23 protein-coding genes are annotated in these 20,491 nt (G+C 30.8%); 16 read left to right on the top strand and 7 right to left on the bottom strand.

All coding sequences use genetic code 11. The features are described 5' to 3' along the window. Nucleotides 1–5: 5 nt before the first annotated feature. Nucleotides 6–1,511, bottom strand: a complete 1,506-nt coding sequence (locus ACTTBO_RS06440; protein ID WP_440656885.1) for a UxaA family hydrolase — start codon at nt 1,509–1,511, stop codon at nt 6–8. A gap of 47 nt (nt 1,512–1,558) precedes the next feature. On the opposite strand from ACTTBO_RS06440, the gene ACTTBO_RS06435 reads away from it, so the two are divergent. The 13 genes from ACTTBO_RS06435 (at nt 1,559) to ACTTBO_RS06375 (ending at nt 15,922) form a co-directional block, all read left to right on the top strand. Next, entirely contained in the window at nt 1,559–3,343 is a 1,785-nt protein-coding gene (locus ACTTBO_RS06435; protein WP_440656884.1) for an IlvD/Edd family dehydratase, read from the top strand. Continuing rightward, the gene (locus ACTTBO_RS06430; protein WP_440656883.1) at nt 3,344–4,312 is read left to right on the top strand and encodes a 2-hydroxyacid dehydrogenase; all 969 of its coding nucleotides are present in this window, start codon (nt 3,344–3,346) and stop codon (nt 4,310–4,312) included. It begins immediately after the preceding gene. Between the two features lie 124 nt (nt 4,313–4,436). Beyond that, nucleotides 4,437–5,453 (top strand): TRAP transporter substrate-binding protein DctP, encoded by a 1,017-nt coding sequence (gene dctP / locus ACTTBO_RS06425; protein WP_440656882.1) that lies wholly within the window; start codon nt 4,437–4,439, stop codon nt 5,451–5,453. A gap of 59 nt (nt 5,454–5,512) precedes the next feature. Continuing rightward, nucleotides 5,513–6,082: a TRAP transporter small permease subunit gene (locus ACTTBO_RS06420; protein WP_440656881.1), complete on the top strand. Its 570-nt coding sequence runs from the start codon at nt 5,513–5,515 to the stop codon at nt 6,080–6,082. 1 nt (nt 6,083) lies between these two features. Beyond that, entirely contained in the window at nt 6,084–7,400 is a 1,317-nt protein-coding gene (locus ACTTBO_RS06415; protein ID WP_023854093.1) for a TRAP transporter large permease, read from the top strand. Beyond that, on the top strand, nt 7,397–8,266 hold the full coding sequence (locus ACTTBO_RS06410) for an NAD(P)-dependent oxidoreductase (RefSeq protein WP_440656880.1): 870 nt from the start codon (nt 7,397–7,399) through the stop codon (nt 8,264–8,266). The genes ACTTBO_RS06415 and ACTTBO_RS06410 overlap by 4 nt, the downstream gene beginning before the upstream one ends. After that, on the top strand, nt 8,263–9,006 hold the full coding sequence (locus ACTTBO_RS06405) for an SDR family oxidoreductase (RefSeq protein WP_440656879.1): 744 nt from the start codon (nt 8,263–8,265) through the stop codon (nt 9,004–9,006). Before ACTTBO_RS06410 ends, ACTTBO_RS06405 begins: the two co-directional genes overlap by 4 nt. A gap of 21 nt (nt 9,007–9,027) precedes the next feature. Further along, complete coding sequence (locus tag ACTTBO_RS06400; RefSeq protein ID WP_440656878.1) at nt 9,028–9,870, top strand: fumarylacetoacetate hydrolase family protein; 843 nt, start codon at nt 9,028–9,030, stop codon at nt 9,868–9,870. A gap of 6 nt (nt 9,871–9,876) precedes the next feature. After that, nucleotides 9,877–11,049: a mandelate racemase/muconate lactonizing enzyme family protein gene (locus ACTTBO_RS06395; protein WP_440656877.1), complete on the top strand. Its 1,173-nt coding sequence runs from the start codon at nt 9,877–9,879 to the stop codon at nt 11,047–11,049. Then, the gene (locus tag ACTTBO_RS06390) at nt 11,042–11,953 is read left to right on the top strand and encodes an SMP-30/gluconolactonase/LRE family protein (protein WP_440656876.1); all 912 of its coding nucleotides are present in this window, start codon (nt 11,042–11,044) and stop codon (nt 11,951–11,953) included. Before ACTTBO_RS06395 ends, ACTTBO_RS06390 begins: the two co-directional genes overlap by 8 nt. Next, nucleotides 11,928–14,618: a phosphoenolpyruvate carboxylase gene (gene ppc, locus ACTTBO_RS06385; RefSeq protein ID WP_440656875.1), complete on the top strand. Its 2,691-nt coding sequence runs from the start codon at nt 11,928–11,930 to the stop codon at nt 14,616–14,618. The genes ACTTBO_RS06390 and ppc overlap by 26 nt, the downstream gene beginning before the upstream one ends. Further along, nucleotides 14,619–15,326 (top strand): cytochrome c biogenesis CcdA family protein, encoded by a 708-nt coding sequence (locus ACTTBO_RS06380; protein ID WP_440656874.1) that lies wholly within the window; start codon nt 14,619–14,621, stop codon nt 15,324–15,326. Nucleotides 15,327–15,334: 8 nt separating this feature from the next. Continuing rightward, complete coding sequence (locus ACTTBO_RS06375) at nt 15,335–15,922, top strand: FMN-dependent NADH-azoreductase (RefSeq protein ID WP_262590481.1); 588 nt, start codon at nt 15,335–15,337, stop codon at nt 15,920–15,922. Here ACTTBO_RS06375 and ACTTBO_RS06370 read toward each other — a convergent pair. Further along, nucleotides 15,912–17,015 carry a TauD/TfdA family dioxygenase gene (locus tag ACTTBO_RS06370; protein WP_440656873.1) on the bottom strand — a complete coding sequence of 368 codons (1,104 nt, stop codon included), beginning with the start codon at nt 17,013–17,015 and terminating at the stop codon, nt 15,912–15,914. The two genes, ACTTBO_RS06375 and ACTTBO_RS06370, sit on opposite strands and share 11 nt — an antisense overlap. 67 nt (nt 17,016–17,082) lie before the next feature. Here ACTTBO_RS06370 and ACTTBO_RS06365 point away from each other — a divergent pair, with 67 nt between their 5' ends. From ACTTBO_RS06365 to ACTTBO_RS06355, 3 genes are read left to right on the top strand one after another with little or no spacing between them, the layout of a single operon-like run. Continuing rightward, nucleotides 17,083–17,886 (top strand): inositol monophosphatase family protein, encoded by an 804-nt coding sequence (locus tag ACTTBO_RS06365; RefSeq protein WP_440656872.1) that lies wholly within the window; start codon nt 17,083–17,085, stop codon nt 17,884–17,886. Beyond that, nucleotides 17,886–18,449, top strand: coding sequence for a DUF924 family protein (locus tag ACTTBO_RS06360; protein ID WP_440656871.1), 564 nt, complete (start codon nt 17,886–17,888; stop codon nt 18,447–18,449). Before ACTTBO_RS06365 ends, ACTTBO_RS06360 begins: the two co-directional genes overlap by 1 nt. Before the next feature lies 1 nt (nt 18,450). Next, on the top strand, nt 18,451–18,822 hold the full coding sequence (locus ACTTBO_RS06355; RefSeq protein WP_440656870.1) for a DUF952 domain-containing protein: 372 nt from the start codon (nt 18,451–18,453) through the stop codon (nt 18,820–18,822). Here the strand turns inward: ACTTBO_RS06355 and ACTTBO_RS06350 are convergent. Genes ACTTBO_RS06350 through ACTTBO_RS06330 form a run of 5 tightly spaced genes read right to left on the bottom strand, consistent with a single transcriptional unit; the run spans nt 18,801 to nt 20,483 of the window. After that, nucleotides 18,801–19,136, bottom strand: coding sequence for a DMT family transporter (locus ACTTBO_RS06350; RefSeq protein WP_440656869.1), 336 nt, complete (start codon nt 19,134–19,136; stop codon nt 18,801–18,803). The genes ACTTBO_RS06355 and ACTTBO_RS06350 overlap by 22 nt on opposite strands. A 1-nt stretch (nt 19,137) precedes the next feature. Then, nucleotides 19,138–19,470, bottom strand: a complete 333-nt coding sequence (locus tag ACTTBO_RS06345; protein WP_440656868.1) for a DMT family transporter — start codon at nt 19,468–19,470, stop codon at nt 19,138–19,140. A gap of 38 nt (nt 19,471–19,508) precedes the next feature. Next, the gene (locus ACTTBO_RS06340; protein ID WP_023854077.1) at nt 19,509–19,829 is read right to left on the bottom strand and encodes a nuclear transport factor 2 family protein; all 321 of its coding nucleotides are present in this window, start codon (nt 19,827–19,829) and stop codon (nt 19,509–19,511) included. 13 nt (nt 19,830–19,842) lie between these two features. Next, the gene (locus tag ACTTBO_RS06335) at nt 19,843–20,166 is read right to left on the bottom strand and encodes a GYD domain-containing protein (protein WP_075505873.1); all 324 of its coding nucleotides are present in this window, start codon (nt 20,164–20,166) and stop codon (nt 19,843–19,845) included. A 26-nt stretch (nt 20,167–20,192) separates the two neighbouring features. Further along, nucleotides 20,193–20,483 carry a hypothetical protein gene (locus ACTTBO_RS06330; protein ID WP_262590490.1) on the bottom strand — a complete coding sequence of 97 codons (291 nt, stop codon included), beginning with the start codon at nt 20,481–20,483 and terminating at the stop codon, nt 20,193–20,195. Nucleotides 20,484–20,491: the final 8 nt, after the last annotated feature.

Genomic DNA, 20,491 nt, shown 5'->3' with positions numbered 1-20,491 from the left:
ATTTTTTACATTACAACGCCTACTTGCCAAGGATTAAACTCCTCGTCACCGTAGCCATTGATTTCACTCTTAGATTTATTTCCTGATGCAGTATTTACTACTAATTCAAATATTTTTTGACCAACTTCTTCAACTTTTTCTTTTCCTTCAGCTATTGTTCCGCAATTAATATCCATATCTTCTGACATTCTTTCAAACATTGCTGAATTTGTTGAGAGCTTTAAACTTGGTACTGGTTTACATCCAAAACAAGATCCTCTTCCAGTTGTAAAACAAATTACATTTGCGCCTGATGCAACTTGCCCTGTAACTGAAACCGGATCATATCCAGGTGAGTCCATAAAATTAAAGCCTTTGTTTTTTAGAGGTTCAGCATAATTCAATACATCTTGTAAAATTGAGTTTCCACCTTTAGCAACTGCTCCTAAAGATTTTTCTAAAATAGTTGTAAGACCACCTTTTTTGTTTCCTGGGGCAGGGTTATTATCCATAGAACTATTATTTATCGATGTATAATGCCTCCACCACTCTATTCTTTTTATTAATTTATCTGCAGTTTGTTGTGAATTAGCTCTATTAATTAATAAATGTTCTGCCCCATAAATTTCTGGAGTTTCAGATAAAATTGAACTTCCACCTTTTTTAACTAAAAGATCTGCAGCCACTCCCAATGCAGGATTTGCTGTAATTCCTGAATAACCATCAGATCCTCCACACTGTAAGGCTAAAGTTAAATGACTAACAGGCTGAGATGTTCTTTGAACATTATTTGCTTCAGATAAAAGATTTTTTATTTGAGATAATACTTTATCAACAATTTTTTTAGTTCCACCCTCATCTTGGATTGTTAGAAAATGAATTCGGTTATGTTTCTTTAATGACTCGTCAAATAAACTTACCTGAGCACATTCACAACCTAAACCTATAACAAAAACATGAGAAAAATTTGGATGATTTTTAAAACCATCAATTGTTCTTTGGAAAATTTGCATTCCTTCACTTTCAGTATTCATTCCACATCCTGTTGAATGAGTAATAGGCACAATTCCATCTATATTTGGATAATCTTTTAAAATTTCTGAATACTTTATTTTCTCAACAATCATTTTTGTAACTGTTGCAGAGCAATTAACGGTACTAACTATTCCAATATAATTTCTTGTAGCTACTTGGCCGTTGTCTCTTAAAATTCCATTGAAAAAAGTATCTGCTTTTTCGTCAACATTGTTTGATTTATCAGTTACTTTGAAATCTCTTTTAAATTCTCTAAATTCTAAATTATGAGAGTGAACATGCTCTCCTGGTTTAATATCATTTAAAGCAAATCCAATAATTTGATCATATTTAATAATAGGATCACCTTTTTTAATCTCTTTTAAACATACTTTATGACCAAAAGGGATTGGATCTAAAGTACTTATATCGTGACCTTCAATTTTAGTTTTTTCTGGTATGATAAATTGACTTACGCCAACATTGTCATTGCCATTTAAAACTATTAGATTATTCATTAAAATATTATATAACTATTATCTCTTGCAAACCATTAATAAAATTTATGCCTAAAAAAAGAAAAAAAGCCTTTAGAAGTCAGCAGTGGTTCAATAACCCAAAAAATCCAGATATGACCGCATTATATTTGGAAAGATATTTAAACTATGGTCTTACGAGAAAAGAATTACAATCAGGAAATCCAATTATAGGTATTGCTCAATCGGGCAGTGATCTTTCTCCATGTAACAGACATTTTATGTCTTTGACTAAAAGAATTAAAGATGGGATCAGAAGAGCTGGAGGAATTCCAATGGAATTTCCAACTCACCCTATTCAAGAAACTGGAAAAAGACCAACAGCAATGTTGGATAGAAATTTATCTTATTTATCTTTAGTAGAAGTTTTATATGGCTATCCAATCGACGGAGTTATTTTAACTACAGGATGCGATAAAACTACTCCAGCAGCCTTAATGGCAGCAGCCACAGTTAATATTCCTGCAATAGTTCTTTCAGGTGGTCCAATGTTAGATGGAGTTTACAAAGGAAAACTTGCCGGATCTGGATTAGTGGTTTGGGAAGCTAGAAAGATGTTAGCTAAAGGAGAAATTAAATACGAAGAATTTATGGACATGGTTGCATCCTCTGCACCAAGTGCTGGGCATTGTAATACTATGGGAACAGCATCTTCAATGAATTCAGTTGCAGAAGCTTTAGGCATGTCTTTACCTGGAGGAGCTGTAATTCCTGCACCTTACAGAGAAAGACAACAGATTTCATATGAAACAGGAAAAAGAATTGTTGGAATGGTTCATGAAGACTTAACACCATCAAAAATCATGACACGTAAAGCATTTGAAAACGCAGTTGTTGTTGCAAGTGCAATAGGTGGATCAAGTAACTGCACAACACATTTAAGTGCAATAGCTAAACACATGGGAATTAAGTTTGATTTATCTGATTGGCAAAAATTAGGTCACGATATTCCATTGCTAGTCAATTGTCAGCCAGCTGGTGAATATTTAATGGAAAGCTTCCACAGAGCGGGCGCAATACCAGCAGTTATGAAAGAATTAATTAAGAATAAAAAAATTCACACCAATATAAAAACTGTAACTGGAAAAACAGTAGGTGAAAATTTGAAAAAGAAAATTGATGTAGATAGCAAAGTAATCAAAACATTTAAAAATGCTCTAACTGAAAAAGCTGGTTTCTTAGTTATGAGAAGTAATTTCTTCTCATCTGCAATAATGAAAACATCAGTAATTAGTAAAGAATTTAGAGATCAATATCTGTCAAATCCTAAACACCCTAATGCTTTTGAGTGTAAGGCAATTGTTTTTGAAGGTCCTGAAGATTATCACAAAAGACTTAATGATAAGAAATTAAAAATTGATGAGAACTCAATATTAATTGTTAGAGGATGTGGTCCAGTAGGATATCCTGGTTCTGCAGAAGTTGTTAACATGCAACCACCTGACAGGTTACTTAAGAAAGGTATTAGACATCTACCTACTTTAGGAGATGGAAGACAAAGTGGAACATCTGAAAGTCCTTCAATACTTCATGTATCACCAGAGTCTGCGGTTGGAGGAGATCTTGGAATAGTTAAAACAGGTGATAAAATTAAAATTGATCTAAATAAAAGAAGAGTTGATTTACTAATTTCTCAGGCTGAGTTTAAGAAGCGAAGAAAAAATAAAAAGAAATTTAAAGCAAATAATCAAACTCCTTGGCAAGAAATATTCAGAAATACAGTAGGTCAATTAGATGATGGTGCTTGTATTAATTCTAGAGGAAAATATTTGGATGTATCTCATACAAAAGGTTTACCTAGAGACTCTCATTAAATGAAACCAAAGATATTAGTTTCTAGAAAAATTTCAGATTTAGCAGAAGAAAAATTAAGTAAAGAATTTGATGTAACATTAAATCCAAAAGACGAGCCAATTCCAGAAAGTGAATTAATTAAGATAATAAATGACTATGATGGGATGATTTCTACAGGATTTGATAAAATTGGAGAAAATTTTTTTAATAATCTAAATGGTAAATTAAAAATCATTGCTCAGGTAGGAGTAGGGTACGATAATATTTCTGTTAACTCTGCTTTAGAAAAAAAAATAAAAGTTACCAATACACCTAACGTATTAAACGAAGCTGTTGCAGAGCTAACTATTCTTTTAATATTAGCTGCCTCAAGAAGAATTGGTGAAGCTTATAATTTAGTTAGAACTGATAATTGGAAAAATCAAAAACCTGACTTAACTAAATTTATGATTGGTAATTCAGTTACTGGCAAAACGTTAGGTATTATTGGTATGGGACGAATAGGACGAATGGCTGCTAAAAGTGCAAAAGCATTTGGCATGAAAATAATTTATTATAATAGAAATAAGTTGTCTGCAGATTTAGAGGATGGTGCAAAATATTATTCAGATTTAAATTCAATGTTACCAAATTGCGATTTTGTAAGCATACACACACCAGCCACCGCAGAAACAAAATACATTCTTAATAAAAATACAATTAGCTTATTACCAAAACATGCTGTTGTTATAAACACATCAAGAGGATCAACAATTGATGACGATGCTTTGATTGATGCATTAGAAAATAAAAAAATTTATGCAGCTGGTTTAGATGTTTTTAACAATGAACCAAATTTAGATAATAGATATTTAAAATTAGATAACTGTTTTGTACTTCCTCATGTAGGTAGTGCGACACATGAAACACGTCTTGCAATGAGCATGATGGCAGTAGACAATATCTATTGTTTTTTTAATGAAAAACCTTTGATTTCAGAAGTAGTTTAGAACAATTCTAACCTATGTGTTTATAAAATATATATAATTTCTATATATAATAACTAAACTGATTTAATTGAAATAGAAAATCATTTATGATTAACTTTCAAAAAACATAAACGAGAGGAAGATAATGTTTAAATTAATATCTAAAACTTTAGCAGCGGTGGCTATGGTTTCAGTTGCTTTATTTGGCTCTGCAAATGCAAAGACTTTAAAGATTGAAACTCACTTTACTGCTAGCTCACCAAATGGTGAAGTTGCGGCTCAGTTCGCAAAAAATGTAGAAAAGTTTTCTGGTGGAAGCTTGAAAATTGAAATGTTCTACTCATCTTCAGTAACAGGTAAATCTGCTGAGGTATTTAACTCTGCACAAACTGGAATTATCGATTGTGATATGACTGGTGCTGGTTACCAAACTGGTAAAAATGCAGCGTTCCAATTCGCAGGTGATGTAATGGGTGGATACGATAACCCATACCAACAATATGAATTCTTGAACTACCCAGGTGCTCAAGAAGCTGTTGATGCATTATACAACAAATATGGAATGACTTTAATTGGTTGGTGGATACCAGGACATGAGTCTTTAATATCTAGCAGACCAATTCCAGATGTTGCTTCATTGAAAGACTTTAAATTTAGATCACCTCCAGGAATGGAAAGTATGATCTTTACAACTTTAGGTGCGAAGCCAATCGTTATGGACTTTGGTGAAGTTCCTACAGCTTTACAAACTGGTCTAATCGATGGTGCTGATTATTCATCTTTAGCAACTAACTATGCTGGTGGACACTATGAGCAAAACAAATATGCTACATACCCAGGTTTCCACTCTATGCCGGCTGACCACTTAGCTTGTAACACAAAAGTATGGAACAAGTTAAAGCCACATGAGCAAGGTGCTATGAAAGCTGCAATAGAAATTGCTGGAAGAACTATCACTAGCTTAGTTGAAAGAAAAAACGCTGAAGCTGTTAAAGCTTTAAATGAAATGGGCGTTACTCTTCACGACTGGTCTAGAGAAGATAGACTTAAATTCAGACAAGCTGCTTTAGCTGCTTGGGAAGAATGGAAGACTAAATCTCCAGAAGCTGCGGCTTTAATCGAAATACACAAAGCTTACATGAAAGCTAATGGTATTATGTAATAAATAAATTTTGAAGGGCCTGAAAAGGCCCTTCGAATAAAATCTAAAATTTTTACTCAATGATAAATAAAGAGTTACAAGAACAGAATGAAAAAGTAGCGAGTAAAGATGATTTTCCAATTAATTGGATTGATAGAGTTTCCTTATTTTTAAGTCACACAATAAAATATTTAATTCCTGTAATTGTAATTGTGATGATGTACGAGATATTTATGAGGTATGTTTTATTTAAGCCTACTTTGTGGGCAAATGAATTATGTTTATGGCTAGCTGGTGTTTGTTATTTAGTTGGCGGAATATATGCAACAAGATTAAGAAGCCATATTAGAATAGTTTTGCTTTATGACTGGGTTGAAAGACCAACGCAAAGAATTTTTGACTTAATTAGTACTATAATTATTGTAGTTTTTGCAGCAGCTGTAATTTATGGAGGCTGGGAAGATGCCTACAGATCTTTTACTACTTGGGAGAGATTTGCTACTTATTGGGACCCTCCAATTCCTGCTACAATGAAACCACTTACACTTTTATGTGTATTTCTTATAGCTCTTCAATCTGTAAACAACCTAATTATTGATTGGAGAAATCCGAAAGAAAAACAATACGACCCATCTAAAGAATTGAAATAATATGGATATAGGATCGCTTTCAATAATACTAATAGTAGGATTATTATTATTAATTTCTATTGGTGTTCCGATGGGATTTGCATCAGGTTTCATGGGTGCAGTACTAGTATTTTTATACATAGGTGAGCATGCTTTAGGAATATTACTTTCAAGGTATTACTCACTGGTTGTTACTTATTCATTTTTATCAGTACCTTTGTTTATTTTTATGGCCTCCTTGCTCGAACGCTCGAATATTGCACGAGATCTTTATGATGCTTTAAACGCGTGGTTAAGAAAAACTAGAGGTGGAGTAGGTGTAGTTACTGCAATCATGGCAACTATCATGGCTGCAATGAGTGGAATTATTGGAGGAGAAATAGTTTTATTAGGATTAATTGCATTACCTCAAATGTTAAGACTTAAATATGATCAAGACATGTCTATTGGTATTATTTGTGCATCTGGATCTTTAGGAACAATGATACCTCCATCAATTGTTTTAATTATTTATGGATTAACAACAGAGACTTCTATTACGATGTTATTCCAAGAAGCAATTGTTCCGGGTTTAATGATCTCAGGTTTAATTATTACATACATTCTTATTAGAACAAGATTGCAGCCTCATTTAGCTCCATTGAGTGATGAGCCGGCTTTAACTTTAAAAGAAAAAATGTCTTACCTACCAGGTCTACTTCCGCCAATTGGAATTGTAATTATTGTATTAGGTTCAATTTATTCTGGAATGACTGGTATCACTGAAGCTGCAGGAATGGGTGTTGTTGCTACTTTAATTATTATCTTTGCAAGAAAAGAACTGACATGGTTTTTATTTAAAGATGCATTAACAAGAACTTTCAAAGCATCTGGAACGATTTTGACAATTACTTTTGGTGCAACAGTTTTAGCAGGAGCTTATTCACTTGCTGGAGGTCCAAAATATGTAGCAGAAACAATTTTAGCTTATGATTTGAAACCAATGTATTTAATTTTCATGATGCAGATTATGTTCTTAATCATGGGAGCATTTATGGATTGGGTTGGAATTGTATTGTTAGCAATGCCAGTATTTTTACCAATTGTAATTGCACTTGGTTTTGATCCGATTTGGTTTGGAATATTATTCTGTGTAAATATGCAGGTTTCATTTTTAAGTCCACCATTTGGGCCCGCCGCTTTCTATTTAAAATCTGTTGCTCCTCCACACATATCTTTAACAGATATCTTTAGAGGTTTTGCTCCGTTTATAGTAATTCAGTTAATTGTATTAGCATGTGTTATGTTCTTCCCTGAAGCAATGACACAAAATTTCCACGAGTTTAAACCAAAACCATGATAACAATTGGATTTATTGGAACAGGTCTAATGGGCCTTCCAATGGCTAAAAATATATTAAAATCTGGATTTAAATTAAAAGCCTTTAATCGATCAATAGAAAAAACAGAACCCTTAAAAGAGTTTGGCGCAGAAATTTCAAAAACAATAAGTGATGTAGTTAAAGATAGTGATTTTGTCATTACCATGTTAACTGATGATAGTGCAGTTGATGCAATAACTTCTAGTCCAGAATTTTTAGATAACCTAAAATCAGGCTCAACAGTTATTGATATGAGTTCTGTTAAACCCACAACGGCAACAAAACATGGAAATAATTTAAAATCGAAAAACGTAAATTATTTGGATGCACCAGTTTCAGGAGGTACTATCGGAGCAGAAGAAGCTTCACTAGCTATCATGGTTGGTGGTGAACAAAGTGTTTTTGATAATTCTGAAAAAATTTTAAAAGCAATGGGAAACCCAACATTAGTTGGACCTATTGGAAGTGGACAAGTATCAAAACTAGCAAATCAAATTGTTGTTGGAGTTACAATAGGAGCTGTTGCCGAAGCCATAACATTGTGTGAAAAAGCTGGAGCAGATCCAAATAAATTAATCAAAGCTCTTTCTGGTGGGTGGGCAGATAGTAAAATACTTCAAACACACGGAAAAAGAATGATAGATAAAGATTTCAGTCCAAAAGGCAAAACTTCAACTCATTTAAAAGATATGAATAATATTTTAGAATGCGCAAATTCTTACAATACTCATTTACCTATTTCAAATTTAGTTAAAGAAATGTATAAGACTTTGGTTGATAATGGTCATGGTAACACTGATCACAGTTCACTTTATAACGAGATTGAAAGGATAAATAAAAAATGAGCGGAAGACTTGAGGGAAAAGAAATTGTAGTAACAGCAGCAGGACAAGGAATTGGAAAAGCAACAGCAATAGCATTTCATAAAGAAGGAGCTCATGTAACAGCTACAGATTTAAACGATAAAACTTTAGCAGAATTAAATAAAGAATATCCAGATATTAAAGTTACTAAATTAGACTCAACTGATAACAACGCTATCTTAGAATTTACCAAAACTCTTGATAAAGTAGATGTATTATTTAATGCAGTTGGATTTGTTCATCATGGAACAATTCTTGAATGTGATGAAAAAGATTGGGATTTCTCATCAAATGTAAATGTGAAATCAATGTATTTTATGTGTAAGGCAATATTGCCACTAATGGTAAAACAAAATGGTGGAAGTATTATCAATATATCTTCATGTGCATCTAGCTTTAAAGGTTTTCCAAATAGATTTGTTTATGGAACAACAAAGGGTGCGGTGATTGGTTTAACAAAGGCGATTGCAGCAGATTTCGTTAAACAAAATATTAGATGCAATTCAATTGCGCCAGGCACAGTTTATTCACCTTCTTGGCAAGATAGGGTAAATCAAAGTCCAGATCCAGTTCAGGCAAAAAAAGATTTTATTGCAAGACAACCAATGGGAAGATTAGGAACTGCAGAAGAGATTGCTGCAGTTGCAGTTTATCTAGCAAGTGATGATGCAACATTTACAACAGGAAGTACAATTCATGTTGATGGTGGAATTTCAATATAATTAAATAACAAAAGGATAAATATGAAATTATTAAGAGTAGGTCAAAAAGGACATGAAAAACCAGCAGCTTTAGACAATGATGGTAAAATTAGAGATATCAGTTCACATATTTCAGATTTAAATCCTGATCATTTAAATTTTGAAACTATTTCAAAATTACAAAGTGCTGATTTAGCAAGTCTTCCAGAGATATCTTCAAGTGAAAGAATTGGTTCATGTATTACAAAACCAGGAAAATTTATTGCAATTGGTTTAAACTTTTCAGATCACGCTGCAGAAACAGGAGCAGAAGTTCCATCTGAGCCAATTACTTTTATGAAAGCAACAAGTTGTATCAATGGTCCTAACGATGATATCGAAATTGTGTCTGGTTCAAAAAAATTAGACTGGGAAGTAGAATTAGGAATTGTAATTGGAAAACATACAAAACATATTTCAGAAGCTCAATCACAAGATCATATTTTAGGATATTGTTTAGTAAACGATATTAGTGAAAGAGAATGGCAAATAGAAAAAATGGGTCAATGGGTTAAAGGAAAATCTCATGATACATATGGACCAATTGGACCTTACTTGGTAACCAAAGATGAAATTGCTGACATCAATAATTTAAAAATGAGTTTAGATGTTAATGGTCAAAGAATGCAGACTGGAAACACTAATACTATGATCTTTAATGTTAACGTTATTGTATCTTATTTAAGTAAATTCATGTCATTACAGCCAGGTGATATTATTACAACTGGTACACCTCCAGGAGTTGGTATGGGAATGAAACCACAACAATTCCTGAAAGCTGGTGATACAATGAAATTATCAATTGAAAATTTAGGAGAGCAAAACTCTAAAGTAGTTGCTTTATAATCTTTTGTGAAAATAACTTCTATTAAAAGTCATGTACTTAAATATGAGTTAGAGAAAGAATTAGGTTATTCACAACAATATTATAAACATAGAACAGCCCATCTAGTCGAAGTACAAACTGATGAAGGTATTACCGGATGGGGTGAATGTTTTGGTCCAGGTAATATTGCTTTAGCCAACAAGTTCATTGTTGAAAAGGTAATTCAGCCTTTAATAATAGGTGAAAACCCTTTGAATAAAGAACATATTTGGCAAAAAGTTTACAATCTTTTAAGAGATAGTGGTCAAAAAGGAATGCCAATACAAGCTTTGTCAGGAGTTGACATAGCTCTATGGGATATCTTAGGAAAAAAAACAAACTCTCCTCTTTACCAACTTGTTGGTGGAAAATGTAATAATGAAGTTCCTGTGTATGGATATGGAATGATGTTGCAAAAAAAATCAGTTGATGAGCTAATTCCATTGTTTGAAGAAGAAGCTAAACGGATTAAATCAAAAAACTTTAAAGCTATGAAAATGAAGGTTGGATTAGGTCCAAAAGAAGATTTAAAGTTAGTTCAAGCAGTTAGAAATTCTATAGGTAAAGATTTTAAATTAATGGTGGATGCTAACCATGCTTATAATTTGAAAGATGCTCTTTATGTTGGAAAAGGACTTGATGAACTAGATATTTACTGGTTTGAAGAACCTGTCGCTCCCGAAGATTACAATGGTTACCGAGAATTGAAAAAAAATATATCAACCAGTGTTGCTGGAGGTGAAGCAGAATTTACAAAGTATGGTTGGAATAAATTAATTACCAATGATTGCATTGATATAGCTCAACCAGAAGTATGTGGATTAGGAGGTATTACAGAATATTTAAAAGTTGCAGCCTTAGCGCAGGCTAATTTTGTTCCAGTAATTAATCATGTTTGGGGATCTGCTGTAAGCATAGCGGTAAATCTACATTTATTGACAGCACAACCTGACATGCCAGGTGGATTATTCCCAACAAAATCTATGCTAGAATTTGATACAACAGAGAAAAATATTTTTATTACAGATTTACCAAAAGAAAATTTTTCAATTTTAGATCAAGTTAAAAACAATAATGGATTTGCATCAGTGACAGACAATGTAGGTATTGGTATAAACCCAAATGAGGATTTTATTAAGGAGTTTGAAGTAAATGAATAAAATTAAAACAACAGAGCCTAAACCAATTTGGAAAATAAGATGTACTTTAGGTGAAGGAACACTTTGGGTTAAAGAACACAATTCAATTTATTTTGTAGATATAAAGAAAAAGAAAATTTGTTCGTTAAATATTAAAAATAAAAAAAAGAAAATATTTAAAGTTAATAAAGAGATAGGCTTCGTTGCTCATGTAAGAGATCATATATTTATTTTAGGATTACAAGGTGAATTAAGAATTCAAAATTTAAAATCAAAAAAAGTTTTAAAATCGATACCCATAGAACCTAAAATAAAATTAAATAGAATAAACGATGGTAAAACAGATCCTGCTGGAAATCTTTGGTTTGGAACTATGGATAACTTAGAGAGAAAAATTGAAAAAGGATCTTTGTATAAATTAGATAAAAATTTAAAATTAACTAGAGTTGATAAAAATTATAGAATTACAAATGGCCCAGCATTTATTGATCAATACAATTTTTACCACACTGATAGTCCTAAAAAAACAATCTATAAAATTAAGATTAATAAAAACAACAAAATACTTAGTAAAAAAATATTTAAAAAATTATCTCCAAAAGAAGGTTCACCAGATGGAATGACTGTAGATAAAAACAAAAATTTATGGGTTGCACATTTTCGTGGAGCTTGTGTCTCAGTATTTAATAGTAGAGCAAAATTAATTCACAGAATTAAGTTTCCAGCCAAAAATATCACTAATTGTGCATTCGGTGGAAAGAATAATAAAGAACTGTACGTTTCAACAGCCACAAAAGGAATGGACAAGGCTGATTTGCGAAAATTTAGATATTCAGGATTCTTTTTTGGTGTAAAAACAAACGCAAAAGGAGTTTTACAAAAAAAATTTATTTTAAGTAATGAAGCAGAGAGATCTTTACTATGAACGAATACCTACTAAGCTTTTAAGAGAGGATATAAGGTTATTAGGAACTTTTCTTGGAAAAGTAATCAAAGATCAAGAAGGTACAAAATTTTTCAATATTGTTGAGCGATTAAGATTATTATCTAAAAATACCTTATTAGATAAAAATAAAAGTAAGGTATTTTCCAAAATTTCAAAAGATATAAGAAAGCTTTCACCTGAAATTACTTTTAAGGTCACTAGAGCTTTTTCACATATTCTAAATTTAATGAATTTAGCTGAGTCGTTAGATGCTTCTAGAAAACTTAATGAATACGATAATCCATATTTTAAGAACAAAAAACAAAATCTATTTATTGAGGATATAATTAACAATCTTTTTAAAAATAGAAAAATCTCTGACAAAAAAATTTATGATCAGGCAACAAAACTTGATATTGGAATAGTACTCACCGCACATCCAACAGAAGTTAAGAGAAGAACACTAATTCAAAAATACGCAAATTTGACCTCCTTGATGGAGCAACGTCATCTTTATAAAAAATACCCCGCAAAAATTATTGAAATAGATCGAAAACTGTATTCTGAGATAGCCATTATTTGGAAAACTGATGAATTAAAAAGAACCAAACCATCACCACTAGATGAAGCTAGATGGGGCTTGGCTGTAATAGAGGATAGTTTATGGGACACAATTCCAAGAGTTTATAAAAGATTGAATGATATTTTCAGAAAAAATTTAAATAAAGATCTTCCTAGAAACTTTAATCCAATTCAATTTGGTTCATGGATGGGTGGAGATAGAGATGGAAATCCAAATGTTACATCTGAAGTAACAAAAAAAGTAATTTTATTTTCAAGATGGCAAGCTGCAAAGTTATATGAAAGAGAACTTACAAAATTAATTCAAGATTTATCAATGGAAGAATGTTCTAATAAAATTAAAAAAGTTACTGGAAATAGTTTTGAACCTTATAGAGTTTATTTAAGACCTTTAAGAGACAAAGTAAGAAGAACACATCAGTTAATTGAAGCACATATAAATTATAATAAACCATTAGATGAAAATAAATTACTAAAAGATAAGTATGAAATTATAAATCCATTAAGAGAAGTTAGAACATCCTTAAACATGAACAAAGGTCAACATATTGCAAATGCAGATTTGTTGGATTTGATAAGAAGAGTTAGATGTTTTGGAATAAATTTAGCAAGATTAGACATCAGACAGGAGTCTGATAGACATGAAAAACTTTTAAATGAAATATTTAAAAAGAAAAATAAAATAAATTATTCACAATTACCTGAAGAAAAGAAAATTGAATTACTTAATAAATCAATAAAACAAAAAAAATCTTTTGTTAATAAAATTAATTTAAGAGACAAAGAGAATTTAGAGGTTTGGAAAACATTTAAACAAATATCTAAAGAGCCAGAGCAATGTATGGGTGCTTATGTAATTTCAATGACTTCAAAAGCATCTGATATTTTATCTGTTTATTTATTGCAATTACAGGCTGAAACAAAGAATTTGTTAAGAGTAGTACCACTTTTTGAAACTTTAGATGATTTAAAGAATGCAAAAGGTGTTATGCAAAATTTATTTAAACTTCCATGGTACAGAAAAATGATTAATTCAAAACAAGAAGTAATGATTGGATATTCAGACTCTAGTAAAGATGCCGGAAAACTATCTGCAAGTTGGCATCAATATAAGCTTCAAGAAGAACTTAGAAATTTAGCTAAAAAATATAAAATAGATCTTGTATTTTTTCATGGAAGAGGTGGATCTCCGGGAAGAGGAGGAGGACCTATTCAAGCAACTCTTAAATCTCAACCATCTGGAACAGTAAATGGAAAAATTAGAATTACCGATCAAGGAGAGGTGATACAGCAAAAATATGGATATAAGCCTTTAGCTGAATACAACCTATGTAGTTATATCGGTGCAGTAATGGAGGCTACTTTAAATCCACCTCCTAGATCTAAACCAAATTGGCGAGAGCTAATTCAAAAAATGTCTGAGATTTCTACGTCTGCTTACCGAAAGTATTTAAATCAAAGTGAAGATTTTATTAGATATTTTAAAACTGTTACTCCGCACAAATCTCTTGGAAAACTTGCAATTGGTTCAAGACCTACCAAAAGAAAAAATGTTGATAATATTCAAAGTTTAAGAGCAATTCCCTGGGTATTTGCATGGACACAAATTAGATTAATGCTACCTGCATGGCTTGGTACAACTGAGGCTTTGAGATATGGATCAATTAAAAAATTTAAAAAAACCATGACAGATATGGAGAGGAACTGGCCTTATTTTGTATCAACAATGGATATTTTGGATATGGTGATTTCAAAGGTTGATCCTGAAATATCAGTGATTTATGAAAATAATTTAGCTGATAAATCTTTGATAAGAATTGGAAAAAGATTAAGGTTTCAATTTGATGCATTGGTCAAATTGCACAATAAAATTACTCCAAAAGAAGTTATAAAAGAGAGGAAAGAGTTTAGAAAAGCTTTATTTATCAGAAACAACTACACTGAGATGCTAAATATTCTTCAGGCAAATATAATGAATAAATTAACAAATAAAAAATACAAAAATTTAGACAAGAAATATTTAGACGATGCTTTAATGACATCTATCGCAGGAATTTCTGCAGCAATGAAAAACACTGGATAGATGATTGAATATTTAATTGCTTTTGGGGCAGGGTTAATAAGTTTTTTATCTCCTTGTGTTTTACCTTTGATACCTGGATATATATCTTTTGTATCAGGCCAATCTCTCAAAGAAATAACAGAGAAACAAAATTTTAATATTATTCCTTTGATTAAATTTTGTTTTGGTTTTTCATTAGTATTTATAATTTTTGGAGCTTCAGCATCTTTTTTGGGACAAGTATTGTTAGAGAATTCTCAATCCTTAAGATTAATTGCAGGACTGATTGTTATATTTTTTTCACTACAATTATTAGGTGTTTTTAATTTTGGATTTTTAAACATTGATAGAAGATTTGATTTTAAAAAAATTGATAGTTTTTTCTTTCCTGTGATAATTGGTGCTGCTTTTGGATTTGGATGGACACCTTGTATCGGTCCAATACTAGGATCAATTTTAGCTTTAGCTTCAATTGAAGATACTTTATCAAGAGCAATAATTTTATTAAGTTTTTACTCTTTAGGTTTGGCTATACCTTTTGTTTTATCAGGATATTTAATTCAAAAGTTTTTAATTTTTTCAAAAAATATGCGTCAGTATATAAATATTATCTCAAAAGTAGGTGGTGCAATTCTTTTAGTAACTGGAATATTAATTATTACAAATAAATTGCAAGCAATTGGGTTTTATTTAATTGAGATCTTTCCTTTTATGCAAAACTTTGGTTAAAGTAATTAATGAAAATTTATCAAATAGATTCAAGCGCTAGAAAAAAAGGCTCAACATCAAGAGCATTAGCAAAAAAACTTTTGGAAAAAATCAAAAAACCAGAGGATGAAGTAATTTATAGAGATTTAGATGATGAAATGCTTTTTGTAAGTGGCTTAACAGAATCTGGAATGAAAATTGATGAGAAGGATCAAACTGCAGAACATAAGAAAATGTTTGAACTTTCTGACAAGCTTGTAAAAGAATTAAAAGAGAGTGATATTATTATAATTTCAGCTCCAATATATAATTACGGACCACCCGCAACTCTTAAAGCTTGGTCAGATTTAGCCGCAAGAATAGGGGAAACCTTTAAATTTAAACCTAATGGTAGAAGAGAAGGGTTATTAAAAAATAAAAAAGCATATCTTGTAATTACTTCTGGTGGAACAAAACTAAATAGCTCAGAAGATTTTTTAACGCCTTGGTTAAAATTTATTTTAAATTTTTTTGGAATTGAAAAAGTTGAAGTTATAAGCGCTGATCAAATGGCTTTAGATTATGAAAAATCTATTAGGGATGCAGAAGCTCAAATAGAAAATATTTCTATAGATTAAACTTTCTTTTTAAGTGTCTTAATTTTCCTTCGGTACTATCGTAGTCTATATAGCAACCTTGTAGAAACCTTTCGCCTTCATTAGCATCATAAACTGTCCGTCCATGAAGTAACCTATGATTATCCATCATCATTAAATCTTTTGGAGCAAGTTTAAATTCTATTCTATATTTATCTGAATTGTACATTTCAGACAGTTTTTTTCTTGCTTGATAGTATAAATCTAATTCTTCTTTATCTAAGATTGGAACAAAATCTAATCTTGGACTAAATCTTACTTGTTTAAAATTTTTATACTCATCTAATTCAATTAAAGGACATAAAGATTCTAAAATTACTTCTTTATCAATAAATTTAAATCTTACTTTTACTTCTGTTAAGATTTTATAATAATCAGGATAACTTTTCTTTAAATCTTCAGTGACAGTATATCCATCAACCAATGTAGAATATCCTCCTGAAACTTTACTCTCTATACAATGTAAAAGTTGGATGCATGGGACAGGGTTTCGATATGGATTATCTGTGTGCGGTGCAAGAGCTAAAGAAGTATATGCAAGATCATTAGGGTCAGGTTTTGATTTAACATCAAAATATTCTCCAAAGTTTGTTCGTCTAACACTGCCTATTGAGTTTGCAAACTCAACAATATAATTTTTAGTTGTTGGTATATTTTTAATTACAACAAATCCAAACTTATAGAAAGAAACGAGTAAGTCATGCATTTCTTTACTTTCATAAAAATTATCTTGGTATTCAAAATTTTTGATATTGCTTAAACTGGAATCCCATTTAGTTTTTTCTATAGATTTTATAACTGTATCTTCTTTTGAGAATTCTAAAGCAATTTTACTAAGATTAAGTTTAGAGCTAATTCCATCATTAAAGTTAACTTCTAAAAATTCCTCATGAATAGAGGCTTTATTAATGATTATATCATTACTCAAACTAGTTGGGTCAAAAAGTCTTTGTTGAGTTCCTTTATCAACAAATTCTTCACCATCCACTCTTTCTCTTAACCAAAAAGGATGTATTTCTTTTTTTTCAGTACCATTATTGAAGTAAACTTTATTTTCGTGAAGCTCAATTTTCATAAATAATACTTGAGCATTATTTAAAATTTAACTTTAATCAATATAAATTAAATAGTATGAGTTCTTTGTGAATAATTTTGATACAAAAAAATATCCAGTATTTTCAAGATTTTTAAACCAGTTAGCAAAAGATCTAACAAAATTTTATTATGCTAAGTTGGATAAGCCATTCAAGATAACCAATAAGATGAAAGGTAAAGGTTACGATCCAGTAACTACATCCGACAAAGCTTTTGAAAAGTTTATAAGGTCTAAAATTTCTAAAAGATTTCCAGATCATCAAATTATAGGTGAGGAGTACGGTCACAAAAATACTAAAAGTGAATTTTCATGGGTAATAGACCCAATTGATGGAACTAGATCGTATGTTGTTGGTAATCCTAGTTGGAGTAATTTGATTTCATTAAATTATAATGGAGAGCCAATTTTAGGATTAGCAAATTTCCCTAAAATGAAAAAATATTACTTAAATGTAAATAAAAACACCGCATACGTTTTTGAAAATAATAAAAAAAGAAAACTAAAAGTTAATTCTAAATTAAATTTTGCAAATTCGAAATTAGCTGCAGCTTTCCATAATCAATTGCCTTTAAAAAAACAGATGAAAATAAAAAAATTTATAGACCGTATGCAATTTCCTTGCTTTGATGCACTTACATATTGTCAGTTAGCAGAAGGTAGGATCGAAATAGTTTTTCAATGTGCAAATAAAATTTGGGATATTCATCCCTTAATTCCAATTATGAGAGCAGCAGGTGCAATTGTTACAACTTGGGAAAATAAAAATCCTGTAATAGGAGGAAATATTATTGTTTCCAACAATAAAATAAACCATCAAAAAGTTTTAAAATTGTTAAAGCCAGCTATTTAATGATACCAGAAAGAGCTCAAGTAATCCTAGATTTTTGGTTTAAAGAAACTCCTTTTGAGATGAGATTTAAGAAGGATGATAAATTTGATCGAAAAATAAAGGATAATTTTTTAAAAGATTATGAACTTGCTTGTCAAAATGAATATGATGATTGGCAGGATAATCCCATGAGCTGTTTAGCTTTGGTAATTTTGTTTGATCAATTTTCAAGAAATATGTTTAGAGATGATAAAAAAGCATTTGCTCAAGATCAAAAAACTAGATTGATAGTAAATGATGCAGTGTATTCTGGATATTTAGAAGCTATGAATGTTGATCAAAGATTTTTTATGCTTTTACCTTTAATTCATAGTGAAGAAATTAGTGATCATGAAATGGCTTATTACTTATTAAATAAATATTTAAGAGAACATGAAGGATACAATAAGATTAAAAAATTTTGGCAAGACCACACCAAAGCAATTAGACAGTTTCATAGATATCCACATAGAAATGAAATTTTAGGAAGAGAGTCTACTGAAGAAGAACTAGAATTTTTAAAAGGACCAAACTCTTCTTGGTAAAATGAATTTAGAATTTATTTTTAAAGTCATAGATAAAGAAGAATGGCAAAAAGCTAAGCAATCAGGAACTTATGGTGGATCTGAAAAAGATATTAAAGATGGCTATATTCATTTCTCAGAGGAAGATCAGGTCGAGGAAACCTTAAAAAAATATTTTCCAAATAAAGAAAACCTTGTTTTGTTGAGAGTAAATGCTTTTAAACTTGAACACTTACTTTGGGAACAAGCATCAAATGGTGATATGTACCCACATTTATATTCTCCATTAGATATAAGTGCTGTTGTTAATGAATATGAATTATCTTTAAATGAAGATGGAAGTTATCAACTTCCAGACATTTTAAAAAAATATCAATTTAATCGACCTAAGTAATTCACCATCACAACGCCAATAATTATAAAAGCAATTCCAATTATTCCATAAGCATTAGGAACTTGATTAAATTTTAATACAGCAAAAAGGACAACTCCTGTTACTGTCAAACCACTATAAATTGAATAAGCAAACCCAACAGGTATTGCATGCATAGCTTTTGCAATTGAAAACATTGTAATACACATAAAAAGGATACATAAAATTGAAGGAGTTAGCTTTGTAAAACCTTCAGAGATTTTAGCAAAACTATTTGAAGCTATTCCAAAAATTATACCATTAGCTAAAAACAAATATCCTATAAGAGGCTTCATATTATTTACTACCTAACAAATTAACCATTAAAACTCCAATAATTATAAATGCTAGTCCGATCATGGAGTAAAGATTTGGAACTTGATTATATTTAATTACACCTACTATAACCGTTGCAATAATTGTTAATCCTGCAAATGAAGCGTAAGTGATACCCATTGGTATATTTTTCATCACTAAGGAAAGTGCATACATGCACAATACAATTGTAATTGCAGTAACTATACTCGGGAGGAGAAGAGTAAATCCTTCAGCACTTTTAGCAAAACTATTTGAAGTAACTCCTAAGAATACAGCAATACCTAGGAATAAGTATGAAGTAGCGAGACTCATTTAATAATATTAAATGAAATCCCGCTAAATATATATAATTATTTAGGCATTGGAGTAGCACCAGTTTCTAAACTAACAATTTTTCCATTGTCATATTTATAAACCGCCATTACAGCCTCAACATTTCCATCGTTAAATGTAACAAAAGCATGATGAATTCCAACTTCATCATTCTCGTAAACAATTCTAACTTTATCTTGATTGATGTCACCACTCATTGCCCATTTGATAACATCACTTTTTGTTAAAACATTTCCTGATTTATGCATCGTAAATTTAAAATCATCATGCAAAAGCTCATTCATAGCTGCTTCGTCTTTATTTTTTAATGCAGCACTATATTTTTCTAAGATAGACATTTATTCCCTTCTTTTATTCGCCTGGTTTTTTAAAGTTTTTTCCAGCATCTGCAGCTTTATTGAAAGTTTTATTATAATCAAATACTTCATGAATCATAATATCTTCCATTAAACCTGCATTCATAATTGCAACTTTCATTCCAAGAACACTTTCGTAATCTCCTTCAATAACATTGATCACATCAAATCTTCCTCGAACCCACTCATAACTATGAAACTTTACTCCAACAGTATCACAAATAGCTTTGATAGCTGCTCCTCTATCTGCATTTGGATCGCTCTGCATTCTTAAAGCAAGATCACGACTGATCTTTCCAATAATATAAAATTTAGACATATTTTCTCCTTTCCTAATAGTTTAATTTAACCTTTATACTGTTCAAGAAAGTCATCACTCATTGGAGTTGTTACATTTTTTTCTAAATCAACACCAGCTGCTGCTCTTTCTTTATGCAATTCCTCATCATTTTTGAAACCTTGCATACCTTCCATCGTGTCAAATTTTACAATAGTTATGAATTTAGTATCATCACTCTTTTCAGTTCCAGCATATAAAAAGGTCATTCCATATTTTTTTACCTTCTCTGAATTATTGTGAACCATTGCTTTCCATTTAGCAAAAGTTTCTATTGGTCCTTCTATTTTTACTATCATATTTTTAT

Origin of the sequence: Candidatus Pelagibacter sp. HIMB1509 (genome assembly GCF_052047855.1) — a bacterium.
In the GTDB taxonomy this organism is placed as follows: Bacteria; Pseudomonadota; Alphaproteobacteria; order Pelagibacterales; family Pelagibacteraceae; genus Pelagibacter.
Note: the sequence above shows the minus strand (reverse complement) of the source record. Positions and strands in the feature narration are given on the sequence as shown.